The organism is Sphingobium sp. 22B (assembly GCF_001580035.1).
GTDB lineage: Bacteria > Pseudomonadota > Alphaproteobacteria > Sphingomonadales > Sphingomonadaceae > Sphingobium > Sphingobium fuliginis.
This window is the reverse complement of record NZ_LTAB01000007.1, coordinates 124,566-140,008: the sequence shown is the minus strand read 5'-3', so window position 1 is coordinate 140,008 and position 15,443 is coordinate 124,566. Positions and strand designations below refer to the sequence as shown.

Genomic DNA, 15,443 nt, shown 5'->3' with positions numbered 1-15,443 from the left:
ACAGAGCGCGGAACACACGCAATTTACTGGCGGGCACGGCGCTCCTTTGCCTCGTGTCTTTCGCCGCATCCGCGCAGGAGGCCTTGCCAGCGATCGACGAAGAGGCGGCCGCGGGAACATCCGACACCATCGTCGTCACCGGACTGCGCGGCCTCACGTCGCGGACGGCGGCGGAAAGCGCCGCGCCGATCGATCTTATTCCGGCCAGCCGCGTCACGGGTACGGGACGCGCAGAACTGGGCGAAGCTCTCGCGCGGGCGTTGCCGTCGATCAGCTTCGGACGGACGGGATCGGGCGTCGCTTCCATCGTCCGCCCGATCTTCAACCGCAGTCTTGGGCCAGCCTACACGCTGATCCTGGTGGACGGCAAGCGCCGGCATAACAGCGCCCTCCTCACCAATGGCGGCGGCGATTCCAGCGGGGTGACGGCGGTCGATCTCGACTTCATCCCCGTCGCGGGCATCCGGACGGTCGAGGTGCTGAGAGACGGCGCGGCGGCCCAATATGGATCGGACGCCGTGGCCGGCGTCATCAATTTCGTGCTGGAGAGCAGCCCAGCGGCGCCCCATTTCTCAGCCACCTATGGCGACCACTACAAGAGCTATGGCGATCCGTGGAGCGCGAAGCTCGAAGCCGGGGCGGGCTTCGCGCTGGGCGACGGCGGCTTCGTCAACCTGTCGGGCGACCTGCGGGGACGCGGCATGTCCTGGCGCGGCTTCCCCGCGACCAACCGCATACTCTATGCCCCGGCCTCCAATCCGAAGAACGCAAGCTGGGACGGCATCGGAGCGCATAATGGCGATCCCCGCATCCGCGCCTTCAACATCGGGCTGAACGCGGCTCTGCCGCTGGGAAGCACCACCGCCTATGTTCAGGGAACCGTGGGACGGCGGTCGTCCGCCATCGGCAATATGATCAGGCGGCCCAACAGCACGACATCCTTCTCCGCCATCTTTCCCGACGGCTATTTCCCGGTCATCAACACGACCGAAACGGACTTTCAGGTGACGGCGGGCGCGAAGGGCGAAATTTCGGGCTGGCAATGGGATCTCAGCACAAGCTTCGGCCGCGACAATGTCCGCATGTCGAGCGACCTGACCCTCAATCCTTCGCTGGGACCGACGGGACCCACGCACTTCGACGATTTCGGAACATATCGCTTCTCGCAATGGACCAACAATCTGGATGTCAGCCGGGATATAGAGATCGGCCTTGCCAAGCCGCTGCACCTGGCATGGGGGCTTGAGGCGCGCCGGGAAGTCTTCCAGACCTTCGCCGGCGATCCGGCCAGCTATACGAACGGCGGCTATGTCTTCAAGCCAGGCGATCAGGAAGGCGATCCGAATGTCGGCAAGATCGCTTCGATCGGCGCCCAGGGGGCGATAACCCTGTCGCCGGAAAACGCAGCCCATATCGCGCGGAATGTCTTTGCCGCCTATGCCGATGTCGGCCTCTATCCCACGGATCGCTGGTATGTCGATCTGGCGGGGCGCGTCGAACATTACGGCCTTGGCGCCGGGACGACCGTGGGCGGAAAGATCAACAGCCGCTACGATCTGTCGTCCCTGATCGCGGTGAGGGGCACGGTGGGCACCGGCTTCCGCGCGCCTTCGCTTTCTCAGATCGGCTATGCGCAGACCGACAACAGGACCGCGACCAATCCCGTGACGGGTTTGCTGGTGCCCGCAACGACGCGCCTGTTGCCGACCGGCTCTCCCCTGGCGCAGGCGCTTGGGGCGCAGACGCTGAAGCCTGAAAAATCATGGAATCTGGGGCTGGGCCTCGTGCTCCGCCCCGCGCGCAATCTGACGATCACCGTCGACGGCTATCAGATCAACATCGATGACCGGATCGCGCGCACCGCATCCCTGTCCGGCCCCGCGCTCAACGCCATTTTCGCGCAGAACGGCGTGCCCGCCGGAACATTCGTCCAATATTACGCCAATGCGGCGGACACCCGCACGCGGGGCGTCGACGTCGTGGTGGAATATCCGCTCGATCTCCAGCGCTTCGGCAACCTGTCCTTCACGGCCGCCTATAATTACAGCCGGACGAAGATCCGCAGGGCTTCCGCCACACCCGCCGCGCTGACGAATCTGGGGCCGAACCCCGGCGGCAGTCTGGTCGCGTTCGGCAATGTCTTCCGTGGAGAACTTGCCGACAACCAGCTCCGATCGAAGCTGGCGCTGGGATCGACCTGGAAGCTTTCGCCCGTCTCGGTGGACCTGCGGGTGACCCGCTATGGCCGCTATGGCTATTTGCGCACGGAAAACCCGGCGCAGGACCTTACCTACGGCGCGCGCTGGATCACCGATCTGGAGGTGGAGTTCCAGCTCACCGAAAAGCTCAGGGTCGCCGGCGGGGCAACCAACCTGTTCAGCATACGCCCGGAAAACAGCGGCGTGAACGAACCGACGAGCGGCGTCACTCTCTTCAATTATGGCGTGCCGCCCTTCGACTCATCGGGCGGTTTCTACTATGGCAGGGTCAGCTATCGCTTCTGAAGCGAAGGGGCCATGATCGTCACGACGGTCATGGCCCCTTCATCATATGCCGGACGATCCCGCGACCGCCCCGTCAGATATTTCCGCCCTGGCGAGAGAGCTTCAAGACAGGAAGTCGGGCTCCTCGGCGACCAGCACGTCCCATTCCGGCTGGAAGCACATCCAGGCGACCACATCGCTGCCGACATTCTGCGCCGTCGCCTGCGCCACGGCGTGCGGAATGCGGCGGGGCTCGCCCAGGCTCTCCGCCAGGATCTGCGCATGGATGGCCCGCTCCAGCGCCACATACCAGAAGGCCGTGGCCTCGACCGTGCGTCCGGCGGTCAACAGTCCGTGATTTTGCAGGATGAGGGCCTTGTTGCCCGCCAGGGCATCAGCGATCCGCGCGCCCTCGCTGAGGTCGGTGACCACGCCGGTATAGTCGTCGAAGACGGCGTGCCCGCCGTAGAACATGCACGCATCCTGGCTGATGGCGTCCAGCATCCGACCGGTCGTGGACCACGCCTTGCCATATAGCGAATGCGTGTGGGCGGCGGCGACGATGTGCGGATGCGCCTCATGGATCGCCGCATGGATGGCGAAGGCCGCGCTGTTCAAGGCGCCCCGTCCCTCCACGATCTTTCCCTCGGCATTGACCAGCAGCAGGTCGGACACCCTGATCTGCCCGAAATTGACGCCGATCGGATTGACCCAGAAATGGTCGGTCCACTCCGGGTCGCGTGCCGTGACATGACCGGCAATGCCGCTCGCCAGCCGATGGCGGGCGAACAACCGGAAGGTCGCCGCCAGGCGCTGCTTGCGGTGCAACCGTTCCGCAGCCGGATCGTCCAGTGGAGGAGGAACCGCGAAACGCAGACGATCACCGTCGCGCAGCGCGCTGTCGATGCCGCGCAACGGCGCCGGGGCGTCGGCCTGCACCAGGTTTGCGATCGGGCTCATAGCGTCGACTCCTTCGAAACAGGTTTTTTGATCACGACGCCTTCCATTCCGTCACCGGCGCGGAAACGGGCGAGGTTGGCCGTGAAGAAGCCGACCAGCCTCGCCCCAAGATCAGGCGTGAGAAACGAGATATGCGGTGAAAGCCGAACGCGCGGATGGGCATAGAATGGATGGCCGGGCGGTAGGGGTTCGGGCTCGCTGACATCCAGCGTCGCGAGCCCGACCTGCCCCGCCTCCAGCGCGCCAAGCAGGGCGTCCTGGTCGATCAGCGCTCCCCGCGCCACATTGACGATGTGGATGCCCGGCTTCGCGTTGGCCAAGGTCGCTTCGTTCAGGATATGACGGGTCGCGGGCGTAGCCGGAGCAGCCAGGACGAGATGGTCCGACCGGGCGATCAGGGTATCGATGTCGGGGACATATTCGACACCTTCGGGCGGGGACATGTCGACCGACCGGCGCGCGACCAGCAGGTCCATCCCGAACGCCCGTCCATAGGCGGCGACGCGCTTGCCGATATGGCCATATCCCAATATGCCCAGGGTCTTTCCGGCAATGCCCTGAACGTCTCGCCATGCCCATTCTCCGGCGTCACCGATCCAGCAGTCCGGCATGGCCTTGATCGCGGCGAACACCGCCGTGATCGCGAACTCAGCCACGGCCTGCGCGGTCACGCCGGCGGCGGCGGTGACGATGGGCGCTTCGAAAAGCCAGTCGGGATAGGCGTCGATGCCGGCGGAGGCGAGCTGAACCCAGCGGATATTCCACGGCCAGCCTTCCGGGCGCGCCGCCCCGCGCCATTCGAACGGCGTGGCCACCAGGATGGCTACGTCGTCTGGCAGAGAAGCGGGCGCCCCCCTCGGCAGGTCGATGACCCGGCACCCGCTGCGCCGCAATTCCTCATTGGCGCCCGCCGTAAACTGGCTGGCGATGGTGAATCCCGTCATGCCCCGTTCGTCGCCGCGAAGCGGGAGCGACCCAGCCCGGTCAGGATCAGATCGTCCTGCGGCATGTGGACCCTGCTGCAGAAGACGTTGCGCAGGTGCCGTTCCAGCGGATTGCTGCGCGTCAGGCCGGGATTGCCGATCGCCTCCACAGCCAGTTCGACGGCCTGGATCGCATTTCTGGTCACGAGATGCTTGATCGTGCCCGCCTGCGCGGGATCGGGATGTTCGATCGACCGGTCGAGCAGGAGCCGATTGCCGTAGAGGAGGGCGTCGATTCGCCCGACCAGTTCCTGAAAGCGCGGCAAGGTGGACAGCGCAGCGCCCAGCGCGGTGGGCTTGCGCTGCTGCAGCCAGCCCACCAGCCAGTCGCGCGCCGCATTGGCCACGCTGTCATAGACGATCGTGATCAGCAGCGCGTTGCGAAGCTGGAAGGTGGGATCGAGGAGGGTGTGCGCCTCCTCCGGAGCGACGAGATTGGGGGCGTGATCGAGCGGGAGATGAACATCCTCGAACAGCAGATCATGGCTGCCGGTCGCGCGCATCCCAAAATGGTTCCATGTGGGCTCGATCCTGACGCCGGGCGTGCCGGCCTCGACCAGGAAGCTGCCGACGAGCGGCCGGTCGTCGTCCGACCGGCCCCATACCGACATCCAGGTCAGGCCCGGCGCGCCCGTGGAATAGATTTTGCGGCCGTTCAATATCCAGCCGTCCGGCGTGCGCCTTCCCACCGTCGCGGGCAGGCCGCCGCGCCCCGGCGTGCCCAGATCCGGCTCGACGCGCAGGCCGTTGATCAGGGCGCCATCCTCTATCACGCTGGCGATGAACCGTTCGCGCAGATCGGGCGACCGGTTCGCGCCGCGAAGGAACTGCTCCGAAAAAAGATACTGCATGACCAGGACGAGGCCGGTCGAAGGATCTCCATAAGAGACGGCACGGATGATCGCGGCAAGCTCCTGAAGCGTCGCGCCACCCCCGCCGACTTCCTGCGGCAAGGCGGCCGCCAGAAGGCCAAGTTCATGCAGCGCCGCGAAATTCTCGAAGGGGAACGATCCATCTTCGTCATGTCCGGCGGCACGTTCCGCGAAATCGTCACGCAATTCTTCCAGCGCGCCGGAGGAAATCACCGCATGGAGATTGGAAGGGACGGTGCCGGAAAGGCGGCGGGTTGCCATGGATAACTCCTGATCGTTGCGCCCGCGCCCATGCCTGCCGCCAAAGCGACGGAAGGTCTCGTTGAACCGGAGCCTGGGCGGCTTGGCTACACTGACGTTCCTTTACCCAGTAGTTGGGATTCCTCAGGTCCCGCCTTTGCCATCCTAATTTGAGTGGGCGGCCGCATCGTGAGATCAATCCGGAAAGTGGCTTGCCATGAACATGCCCGTGCCGGGCACCTATTTCTGACGAGGTGATAATGACTCTTTCGAAGGACGTCGGCCTGGCGGTCGTCACGGGCGCATCTTCCGGTATCGGCGCGGTCTATGCGGATCGGCTTGCGGCCCGTGGTCACGATCTTCTGCTCATCGCGCGCCGCGCCGACCGCCTGGAAAGCGTGGCGGCTCGCCTCAGGGACCAATATGGGGTCGGGGTAGCGATCGAGGTCGCGGATCTCGCGGCGGCGGAAGACCTTGCAAGGGTGGCCGACAGGTTGCGCGCGTCCGACCTGTCGTTCCTGGTCAACAATGCTGGGGTCGGCGGGCTGGGCGCCACCAGCGCCGTGTCCGCGGAGCGACTGGAAAGCGTCATCCATATCAATGTGACCGCGCTCACCCGGCTGTCCCATGCCGCGCTGGAAGTCTTCCGGGCGCGCGGATCGGGCACGCTGGTCAATATCGGATCGATCATCGCGCTCACCCCCTCCGGCGGGGCGCCCGCCTATAGCGGGTCCAAGGCCTATGTCCTGAATTTCACCCGCTCGCTCCAGGTCGAATATGCCGACAGCGCCATTCGCATCCAGCTTGTCCAGCCGGGCCCGATCCGCACCGAATTCTTCGCTGCCGCCGGAACCACCGAAGATATTTTCCCCGCCGACACCTTCCTCAGCGCCGAACAGCTCGTCGACGCGGCATTTGCCGGACTGGCGGCGGGGGAAGCCGTCACCACGCCTTCCCTCCTCGAAACGGAGATTTGGGACGCACTGGAATCGCGGCGCATCGCCTTCATGGAGGCGGTCCGTTCCGGCCAGGTCGCCCGGCGATATGGTATCGTCGTGAAGGAAGACGCATAGAAAGCGGCGCTGCCGCTTCCTGCTCCGGCGTCAATTCAGGAAAGGACGGCGATCGATGAGAAAAAATCACTAAACTCAGGTTGGGATTACAAACATAATATGACTCCTGCAATATCAGGAGTTGTGTTGACCACCGATCTGCCTATCGAGCTCATCAGAAGCTTCGTCGCCATCATCGACTGCGGGTCGATGCAGAAGGCGAGCGCGTGCGTCTTCGTGACGCCCTCCGCGCTCAGCCTTCAGATGAAGCGGCTTGAGACGCTGCTCGGGGTACAGCTTTTCGAACGAACGAAGCGGGGCGTCCGGCCCACGGGTACCGGCCAGTCTTTCGTCGGCCATGCACGCGCCCTGCTGGCGGCGAACGACCGGGCGATCCTTGCCATGACCCAGACGATCCTGTCGCCATTGCGCATCGGACTGCCCCCGGAATGCGCCGAATCATTGCTTGCCGAGGTGCTGCCCGGATTTCTCGCCGCCCATCCCAGGCTGGAGTTCGAGGTCGTCACGGGCAAGCCCGCCTCCCTTTTGGAAGCGGTCGGGCGAGACGAACTCGACCTCGCTCTTTCGGCGCGTTTCACGGAATATGAGCAGGATTGCGACGGTGGTCCGGTCATGTGGTTCGGCAATCCGGAACTCGCCCGCCGCGCGATAGTGCCCCTGGTGGTTCAGGAGGAACCCTGTCTCTATCGGGAGAAGATCTTCTCCACGCTCCACAAAGCGGGTCGACGGTTCAAAGTCGTCGTTCAATCCTCCAACCTTGCCTCGCTTCGCGCGGCGGTGGCCTGCGGCATCGGGATAACGGCGCATTCGCGCTTCTTTGCGGACAATTCGACACCCGGCTTCTCCGGCTTGCTGCCGACCCTGCCAGCCATCTCCTATGAGGTTGCCCTTTCCTCCAAGCCCTCACAACGCGCCCGGCAACTGGCGGACCGCATCAGGGACATGCTCCGGCTCAGCCCGCTGCAGGAGGATGCCATGATCGCAGGCCGGCATGTCAGGAAGCCCGACCATCGCTCCCCTTCCCTGTCAGTCCTGTCGGACCTTCTGGACGATAGCAGGCGTATAGGCAGGCCAGCGGCAGATCGCCTGCAACCGCGTGCGCTGGAGGAACAACATGCCTGACGGACACCCCTGATCATAAGCCCCAGGCCGACAAGCCTCACCCCCGCACCGGTCGCCGGTGCTTCGCGTCCCGCGCTCCGCTTCAACGAGGCAGCAGCCATCAAAACATAGCCGCTTCCTCCATGAAATGAGGCGCCCGCATGGCGGAATCGTCGCTCGAATATCCATCGCCATGCCGAAAAATGCGCTGCGGGGTAGCGTTCTCCCCTTGCAACCAGCCCGAAAATGCTCGTTAAAGGCAGGCGCATGAACCGGCTGCTCGCCCTATTCGCCTGTCTCGCGCTGGCGCTGTCCTTTACGACGGCATCGGTCGCGCATGCGATGGAGGCTATCGGTTGCATCGACGCAGAAGGACCAACGGCTGCCGAAACGCATGACGGCGGCGATGCGGGACAGACGTCCGGCGATACCGACCGCGCCTATCCTCACCAACATGGGGGATGCCATGGGCATCATGTCGCGGCCGCTTTCGCCATGTCGGAAATCACGCCTGGTCCGGTCCACCGGATGGTGAAGCTGCGTTGGACGCCCACCGTCCATGGCGCCGCACCTCCGCGGAGCGAGTTGAGACCGCCGATCGCCTGACCACTGCCGCCCGGCCTGCGCATCGCGCAGGCGGTCATCCGTTGTCAGGAGTTTCCGAACATGAACCCTTTGCTGGCGGCGTTGCTTGCCGCCACCTCACCCCTATCCGCAGCGCAGGCGCAGTCCGCGCGGACGGCCGAAACGCCCCCCGGCCTGACGCTTGAGCAGGCGCTCGATCTCGCCGGCGCGACTGCCCCATCGCTGGACGCGGCCGGGGCCGGCGTCGATGCAGCCAGGGCCGCGCAAGCAGCGGCCGGTCTGCGGCCGAACCCCATCCTCACCGTCGAAGCCGAGAATGTGGCCGGCACCGGCCTCTATGCGGACACGAAAAGCCTGGAGGCCACGACTTCGCTGGCCCTCCCGCTGGAACTGGGCGGAAAGCGATCGGCCCGGCTGGCCGTCGCGGGCGCCCAGCGCGATCGCGCCTTCATCGAACAGGCGGTTGCGCGGGTCGACCTGCGGTTCGCGGTGACGCGGGCCTATGCGGAGGCCGCGGCGTCGGAGCGGCGGCTGACGAATGCGCGCGACCAGCTTCGGATTGCCGGGGAAGGCCTGCATGCCGCTCATGTCCGCCTGCGTGCCGGCCGCGCCTCGCCCATGGAGGTGCAGCGCGCCGAGCTGGCTCGGATCAATGCGCAGGCTGCTCTCGTGCGGATGGAACGGTCGGCGGAAGCGGCCCGCTTCATCCTGGCCCAGCGAATCGGGCAGGCGATCCCCGGCGCTCTCGACGCAGGCTGGTTCGACCGCATCGGCACAGCCCACGGCCCGTTGCAGCCCCTGGAGCCGATAGAGACGCTGGCGCTTGCCGCCGCCGACGCCGATCTGGCGGCCAGCAGCGCGCAGGTGCGGCTTGCCCGAACCCAGCGCATTCCCGATCTGACGGTGGGCGCGGGCGTCCGCCGACTGGAAGCGACCAACGACAGCGCAGCACTTTTCAGCCTGTCGCTGCCCCTCCCCTTCCTCAACGGCGGTAAGGCGGCGGTCGGGCAGGCGCTGGCGGAGCACCGTCGCGCCGAAGCCCAGCGGCGAGCCACCGCGCAGGAGGTCGCCCAGGCGATAGCCCAGGCGCAGGCCGAGGCCGCGAACGCCGCCATCGGCGCGGAGACGGCGACCGGACCCGCCCTTGCGGCCGCCGAGGAAGCCGCCCGCATCGCCCGCATCGGCTATCGCGAGGGCAAGTTCAGTCAGCTCGACCTGCTCGATGCCGAACGCACGCTCACCGAAACGAAGGCAGCCGCCATAGAGGCGCTGCTCGCCTATCACAATGCACGGGCGCAGCTGGAGCGATTGACCGCTCGCGCGCCGGATCAGGGAGACGATCGATGAACCTCCTCCAGCGGACCGTCATGGCCGCAATCCTGACATTCACGGTCGCCGCCTGCGGGAACCGGCCTGCCGAAGAAAGCCATGCCGAAGGGGAGGCGCATGCCGGCGAGGAAGGGCTGATCCGCCTCACCGCACAGCAGATCGCCGCCGCGGGCATCGAACTCGCCCGGCCCACCCCGGGTGGGGCCGCCGCCATCACCCTGCCCGCCACCATAGAGGGCGATCCGCAGGGGACGCAGGTGGTTTCCGCCGCGATCGGCGGGCGCATCGTGGCCCTCAGCCGCAATCTGGGCGAATGGGTGCGCAAGGGCGACATGCTGGCGGTGATCGAAAGCCGCGAGATCGCCTCGCTCAAGGCGGAGGCCGAAGCGGCGCAGGCGCGGCTGGCGCTCGCCCAATCCAATTTGCGGCGGGAACAGCGCCTGTTTGCCGAACGGGTTTCGCCCGAACAGGATCTGGTCGCGGCGCGCACCGCCGCGACGGAGGCCGGGATCGCGCTGCGCCTCGCCCGGCAGCGGATTGCGGCGTCAGGGGGCGGGGGCGGCGGGCTCAACCGGCTGGGCATCGCCGCACCGATGGGTGGCCAGGTCATCGCCCGCACCGTGACGCTGGGGCAGATGGTCGCCGAGGATGCCGAACTCTATCGCGTCGCCAATCTCTCTAAACTGGCGGTCCGCCTGTCGCTTTCCCCTGCCGATGCGAGCCGCGTCGGGCCGGGCGCGCGCGTGGACATCACCGCGCCGGGCCGCAGGACCAGCGCACGCATCGGCTTCGTCTCTCCGGTGCTCGATGAGAGCACGCGCCTCGTCCCCGTGCTGGCCCTTATCGACAATTGCGGCGGCCAGTGGCGTATCGGCGAACCCGTCACCGCCGCCATCGCGGTGACGGGCGGATCGGGCGGTATGATGGTGCCGTCCGGCGCGGTCCAGACAGTCGAAGGGCGGCCCTCGGTCTTCGTCCGCACAGCCCAGGGGTTCAGGGCCGTGCCGGTCACTACAGGCCAGCCAGGCGGCGACGCGGTCACGATCCTGTCGGGCCTGACCGGGCGCGAGCAGATCGCCGTCGCCAACAGCTTCACTCTCAAGGCCGAGCTCGGGAAGAGCGACGCCACGCATGAGGATTGAACCATGATCGGGCGTATCGTGACCTTTTCGGTCGAGCGGCGCTGGTTCGTGCTGCTCGTCACCCTCATCGCGGCCGCGATCGGCGGCTGGGCGCTCAGCCGCCTGCCCATCGACGCGGTTCCCGACATCACCAACAACCAGGTGCAGGTGAATATCCGCGCGCCCGCGCTGTCGCCCGAACTGGTCGAAAAGCAGGTCGCCTTCCCGATAGAGACCGCGCTGGCGGGGGTGCCGGGGCTGGAATATACAAGATCGCTGAGCCGCAATGGCTTCGCCCAGGTGACGGCGGTCTTCACCGATTCCACCGACATCTATTTCGCCCGCGCCCAGGTTGCCGAAAGGCTGCGCAGCGCGGAGGATAGCCTGCCGGACGGCGTCACGCCTGAAATGGGCCCGATCGCCACCGGCCTTGGCGAAGTCTATATGTGGACGGTCCATCTGGCCCATCGCAAGGATGACCGACACTCGCCCGGCGAACCCGGCATCCAGCCCGACGGCAGCTACATCACGCCGGAGGGCGAGCGGCTGGTCGGCCAGTCCGATCAGGCGACCTATCTGCGCACGGTGCAGGACTGGATCGTCGCCCCGCTGCTCAAGAACACGCCAGGCATCGCCGGCATCGATTCCATCGGCGGCCATGTGAAGCAATATCAGGTCGCGCCCGATGTCCAGCGGCTCGCGGCGCTGAACCTCAGCCTCAACGACCTGGCGACCGCATTGGAGGAGAATAACAGCGCCGTCGGCGCGGGCGTCATCGACCGCAACGGCGAAGGGCTGACGGTGCGGTCGGATGCCCGCATCCGCAACGCCGACGATCTCAGCCGAACGGTCATCGCGACGCGGGAAGGCGTTCCCATCCTGCTCCATCAGGTCGCGACGGTGCGGACCGGCCAGGCGCTGCGGATGGGGTCCGCATCCGAGAACGGACGGGAAGTCGTCGTCGGCACCGCAGTCATGCGGATCGGGGAAAACAGCCGGGCCGTTGCCTCCGCCGTCGCCGGGCGACTGGACGAGATCAATGCCTCATTGCCGACCGACGTCATCGTAGAACCCGTTCTGGATCGCACCGCGCTGGTCAACGCGACGATCGGCACGGTGGCGAAGAACCTGTCCGAAGGAGCGCTGCTCGTCATCGTCGTGCTGTTCGCCCTGCTCGGCAACTTCAGAGCCGCGCTGATCGCCGCGCTGGTCATCCCCATCACCATGCTGCTCACCAGTTTCGGCATGCTGCAAGGCGGTGTCTCGGCCAATCTCATGAGCCTGGGCGCGCTCGACTTCGGGCTCATTGTCGACGGGGCCGTCATCATCGTGGAAAATGCCCTGCGCCGGATCGCCGAGCACCAGCATGACCGTGGCCGGACGCTGAACCCTGAAGAAAGGCTGTCGGCCGTAGCCTTGGCCGCGCGCGAGATGATAGGCCCGTCCGTCTACGGCCAGGCGATCATCATCCTCGTCTATGTCCCGCTCCTCACGCTGGACGGTGTGGAGGGCAAGACCTTCACGCCGATGGCGATGACGGTCATCCTCGCGCTCGGCTTCGCCTTCATCCTCTCGCTGACCTTCGTTCCGGCCATGCTGGCCCTGCTGCTGTCGAAGCCGGTCGAGGAGAAGGAGGGGCGGATCATGTCCTGGCTGAACGCACGCTATCGGCCGCGGCTGGAAGTGGCGATGCGCCGGCCCAGCCGGACGATCGGGATCGGGGTCGCGGCATTTCTGGCGGCTATCGCCGGCTTCTCGATGCTGGGGCAGGAATTCCTGCCCCAGCTCGACGAGGGCGACATACTCGTCCAGGCGGTCCGCGTTCCGGGCACTTCGGTCGACCAGAGCCAGGCCATGCAGTTCGCGGTCGAACGCGCCGTCGCGGGCGAGCCCGAAGTCCGCTTCGTCTTTTCCAAGACGGGCACGGCCGAGCTTGCTTCCGACCCCATGCCGCCCAATGCGACCGACACCTTCGTCATCCTGAAGCCCCGCGCGCAATGGCCCGACCCCCGCCTCGCCAAGGCGGATCTGGTCGAACGGCTGGAGCAGCGGCTCGCGATGCTGCCGGGCAACGCCTATGAGATCACCCAACCGATCCAGATGCGCTTCAACGAGCTGATCGCGGGGGTGCGCGGCGACATCGCCATCAAGGTCTTCGGCGACGATGTCGACCAGATGAGCGGCACGGCGGATCGCATCGCCGCCGTGCTGCGGCGGACCCCGGGCGCCACCGACGTGCGGGTGGAACAGACCGAAGGCCTCCCCATTCTCGACGTGCAACCCAATCGCGATGCGATGGCGCGGCTGGGCATCAGCGCTCGGGTATTGCAGGACATATTGGCCGCAGCGGTGGGCGGGCGCGACGCGGGCATGATCTTCGAGGGCGACAGGCGCTTTGCCGTCACGATCCGGCTGGGCGAGGAGGCGCGAACCGATCTGGAGACGCTGGGCCAGGTGCCGGTGCCCACTCCGGCGGGTGCCTTCGTGCCGCTGGCAAGCGTCGCCCGGATCGCGCTGGTCGACGGCCCGAACCAGATCGGCCGCGAAAACGGCAAGCGCCGGATCGTCGTGCAGGCCAATGTGCGCGGGCGCGACGTGTCCGGCGTCGTCGCGGATGCGCGGGCGGGGATCGCGCGGGACGTGCGGCTGCCCGCCGGCACCTATCTCCAATGGGGCGGCCAGTTCGAAAATCTGGCATCGGCGCGGGAACGGCTGCTGCTGGTCGTACCGGCCTGCTTCGCGCTCATTCTCCTGCTGCTCTACGGGGCGCTCGGCAGCGTGCGGGACGCCGTGATCGTCTTCACCGGCATCCCTCTCGCGCTGGTCGGCGGCGTTCTGGCGCTGGCGCTGCGCGGCATGCCTTTCTCGATCTCGGCGGCGGTGGGCTTCATCGCCCTGTCCGGCATCGCCGTGCTCAACGGGCTGATCATGGTGAGGTCGATCCAGGACCTGATGGCGCGCGGCATGGATCGCGGCAAGGCAGCCTGTGAAGGCGCCAAGGTGCGGCTGAGGCCGGTGGTCATGACGGCGCTGGTCGCCTCGCTCGGCTTCGTGCCCATGGCGCTGGCGACCGGCCCCGGGGCGGAGGTGCAAAAGCCGCTCGCCACCGTGGTCATCGGCGGCCTTGTTTCCGCGACCTTGCTGACCCTGTTCCTGTTGCCCACGCTCTATGCCCGCTTCGGCCGGCGGGGCGGGGCGGCTGCGCCGGGACAGGAGGAAATGGCGGCCATCTCCTGAAAGGGGAATGGCCCCGCTCCCCCCGGCTTGCTGCCGGGGGAGCGGGAGAGATTTCATGTCGCAGGTGGAATCCTTGGCACTTGCGGGCTCCGCCGCAGTTCCCAGCGATAAGGAGGATGCCGTGCCGGACCAGATCGTTTCCATTGGCCTGCTGACAGCGAAAGACCTTGAGCTTCTCGGTCAAGGATTCCGGCGGCACTTTCCCATACAGGATGACGACCTCTTCAAGGACCTGCTCGCGAAGCTGGATGAGCTGCCGGCGCGGCCCGAGCCCCGCGCCAAAGACAGGCGATGAGCGGGCGACGCAGAAGGCTTGGCATGGGCCTGTTGCTGACGGCGATCCTGTTGAGCATTGTCGTCATCGTCGGCCTGATGATCCATTCAAGCATCGACGCGCCCGATCCGGCGTCTCGACCCCCCACGGGCGCAATGCCGCCGGAGGGCGAACCGATGCGCCCGGCGGATTAGGTCACGCATTCATCCCGCCTTGCGCGGCGCCCATCAGGCGGTGCATGGAGCGGCAGCCATGCCCCAGACCAAAACGCCCAACATCCTTATCGATGCCGACGCCTGCCCGGTGAAGGAGGAGACCTACAAGGTCGCCTGGCGCCATGGCGTGCCGGTCATCGTCGTCAGCAACAGTCCCATCAGGGTGCCGGCGCATCCGCTCGTCTCCCGCATCGTTGTGGGCGAGGGGTTCGATGCGGCGGATGATTGGATCGCCGGGCATGTGGACGCCGGCTCGATCATCATCACCGCGGACATCCTGCTGGCCGACCGATGCCTGAAGGCTGGATGCGGTGCGGTGATCGCGCCCACGGGCAAGCCCTTCACCCATGCCTCCATCGGCAATGCCGTGGCGGTACGGGCGATCAAGGCGGACTTGCGCGCCGGCATCCTGGCGGACGGCGTCGGCGGACCAGCGCCGTTCGCGAAGGCCGACCGGTCCCGCTTCCTGTCCGCACTGGACGAAGCGGTCGTCCGATTGCGGCGGCGGTAAGACCAAGACCTGGAGCAGGGCCCGAAACCCGACCGCGCCCTAACCTGCGTCATCGATGGGACAGGATCGCCCGGCGCCCGGTCGCGTTTGATGAGGCGCAGGCCGGTGATCGGCTGCGCGGGACGCTGGTGCCCATGCCAAGGGAGGAGGAAAGGATGGTCCGTATGCTTTTGATCGCAGGCAGCCTGCTTGCCGGGGCCTGTTCGGGCGAGACCCCGTCCGACCGGAATGCAGTCGACGGAGCGGCCATCAACCGCGCGGACGATGCGCCGGGCAATGGCGCCGCAGGACCGCTGCCGACCAGCGGATCTGGCGAAGTGCCGCCCAACGCGCCGGGCGCGGATAATCAGGCGACGGGCTCCAATATCAGCGACCGATAAGGCGGAATTGCCGGAACCGGGCGCTCCGCGCACCGGCGGAAATACGACGACCCCCGCGCATTGTTCCGGCGTCGTCGAG

At 66.6% G+C, this 15,443-nt stretch carries 14 protein-coding genes; 11 read left to right on the top strand and 3 right to left on the bottom strand.

What is annotated here, in order from left to right; all coding sequences use genetic code 11:
- The first annotated feature begins 83 nt into the window (after nucleotides 1-83).
- Nucleotides 84-2,504: a TonB-dependent siderophore receptor gene (locus A0J57_RS09045; RefSeq protein WP_235600825.1), complete on the top strand. Its 2,421-nt coding sequence runs from the start codon at nucleotides 84-86 to the stop codon at nucleotides 2,502-2,504.
- Nucleotides 2,505-2,606: 102 nt separating this feature from the next.
- Here A0J57_RS09045 and A0J57_RS09040 read toward each other — a convergent pair whose 3' ends face one another.
- The 3 genes from A0J57_RS09040 to A0J57_RS09030 are packed head-to-tail and all read right to left on the bottom strand — an operon-like array spanning nucleotide 2,607 to nucleotide 5,559.
- On the bottom strand, nucleotides 2,607-3,443 hold the full coding sequence (locus A0J57_RS09040; RefSeq protein ID WP_061935180.1) for a class II aldolase/adducin family protein: 837 nt from the start codon (nucleotides 3,441-3,443) through the stop codon (nucleotides 2,607-2,609).
- Nucleotides 3,440-4,387 carry an NAD(P)-dependent oxidoreductase gene (locus A0J57_RS09035; RefSeq protein WP_061935178.1) on the bottom strand — a complete coding sequence of 316 codons (948 nt, stop codon included), beginning with the start codon at nucleotides 4,385-4,387 and terminating at the stop codon, nucleotides 3,440-3,442. The genes A0J57_RS09040 and A0J57_RS09035 overlap by 4 nt, the downstream gene beginning before the upstream one ends.
- Entirely contained in the window at nucleotides 4,384-5,559 is a 1,176-nt protein-coding gene (locus A0J57_RS09030; protein ID WP_082718642.1) for an acyl-CoA dehydrogenase family protein, read from the bottom strand. The genes A0J57_RS09035 and A0J57_RS09030 overlap by 4 nt, the downstream gene beginning before the upstream one ends.
- Nucleotides 5,560-5,798: 239 nt before the next feature.
- On the opposite strand from A0J57_RS09030, the gene A0J57_RS09025 reads away from it, so the two are divergent.
- The 10 genes from A0J57_RS09025 (at nucleotide 5,799) to A0J57_RS08985 (ending at nucleotide 15,364) form a co-directional block, all read left to right on the top strand.
- Complete coding sequence (locus A0J57_RS09025; RefSeq protein ID WP_061935176.1) at nucleotides 5,799-6,611, top strand: SDR family oxidoreductase; 813 nt, start codon at nucleotides 5,799-5,801, stop codon at nucleotides 6,609-6,611.
- Nucleotides 6,612-6,737: 126 nt separating this feature from the next.
- Nucleotides 6,738-7,733: a LysR substrate-binding domain-containing protein gene (locus tag A0J57_RS09020; protein ID WP_061935174.1), complete on the top strand. Its 996-nt coding sequence runs from the start codon at nucleotides 6,738-6,740 to the stop codon at nucleotides 7,731-7,733.
- 246 nt (nucleotides 7,734-7,979) lie between these two features.
- A complete protein-coding gene (locus A0J57_RS09015; RefSeq protein WP_061935172.1) occupies nucleotides 7,980-8,318 on the top strand; it encodes a hypothetical protein in 339 nt (112 codons plus the stop codon).
- A 60-nt stretch (nucleotides 8,319-8,378) separates the two neighbouring features.
- A complete protein-coding gene (locus A0J57_RS09010) occupies nucleotides 8,379-9,644 on the top strand; it encodes a TolC family protein (protein WP_061935169.1) in 1,266 nt (421 codons plus the stop codon).
- On the top strand, nucleotides 9,641-10,768 hold the full coding sequence (locus tag A0J57_RS09005) for an efflux RND transporter periplasmic adaptor subunit (protein WP_061935167.1): 1,128 nt from the start codon (nucleotides 9,641-9,643) through the stop codon (nucleotides 10,766-10,768). Before A0J57_RS09010 ends, A0J57_RS09005 begins: the two co-directional genes overlap by 4 nt.
- A gap of 3 nt (nucleotides 10,769-10,771) precedes the next feature.
- Nucleotides 10,772-13,984, top strand: a complete 3,213-nt coding sequence (locus A0J57_RS09000; RefSeq protein ID WP_061935165.1) for an efflux RND transporter permease subunit — start codon at nucleotides 10,772-10,774, stop codon at nucleotides 13,982-13,984.
- A gap of 55 nt (nucleotides 13,985-14,039) precedes the next feature.
- On the top strand, nucleotides 14,040-14,279 hold the full coding sequence (locus A0J57_RS08995; protein ID WP_025549459.1) for a hypothetical protein: 240 nt from the start codon (nucleotides 14,040-14,042) through the stop codon (nucleotides 14,277-14,279).
- Complete coding sequence (locus tag A0J57_RS26575; RefSeq protein WP_173664356.1) at nucleotides 14,276-14,452, top strand: hypothetical protein; 177 nt, start codon at nucleotides 14,276-14,278, stop codon at nucleotides 14,450-14,452. Before A0J57_RS08995 ends, A0J57_RS26575 begins: the two co-directional genes overlap by 4 nt.
- A 58-nt stretch (nucleotides 14,453-14,510) precedes the next feature.
- Nucleotides 14,511-14,984 carry a YaiI/YqxD family protein gene (locus A0J57_RS08990; protein WP_061935163.1) on the top strand — a complete coding sequence of 158 codons (474 nt, stop codon included), beginning with the start codon at nucleotides 14,511-14,513 and terminating at the stop codon, nucleotides 14,982-14,984.
- Between the two features lie 155 nt (nucleotides 14,985-15,139).
- Nucleotides 15,140-15,364: a hypothetical protein gene (locus A0J57_RS08985; RefSeq protein WP_235600824.1), complete on the top strand. Its 225-nt coding sequence runs from the start codon at nucleotides 15,140-15,142 to the stop codon at nucleotides 15,362-15,364.
- Nucleotides 15,365-15,443: the final 79 nt, after the last annotated feature.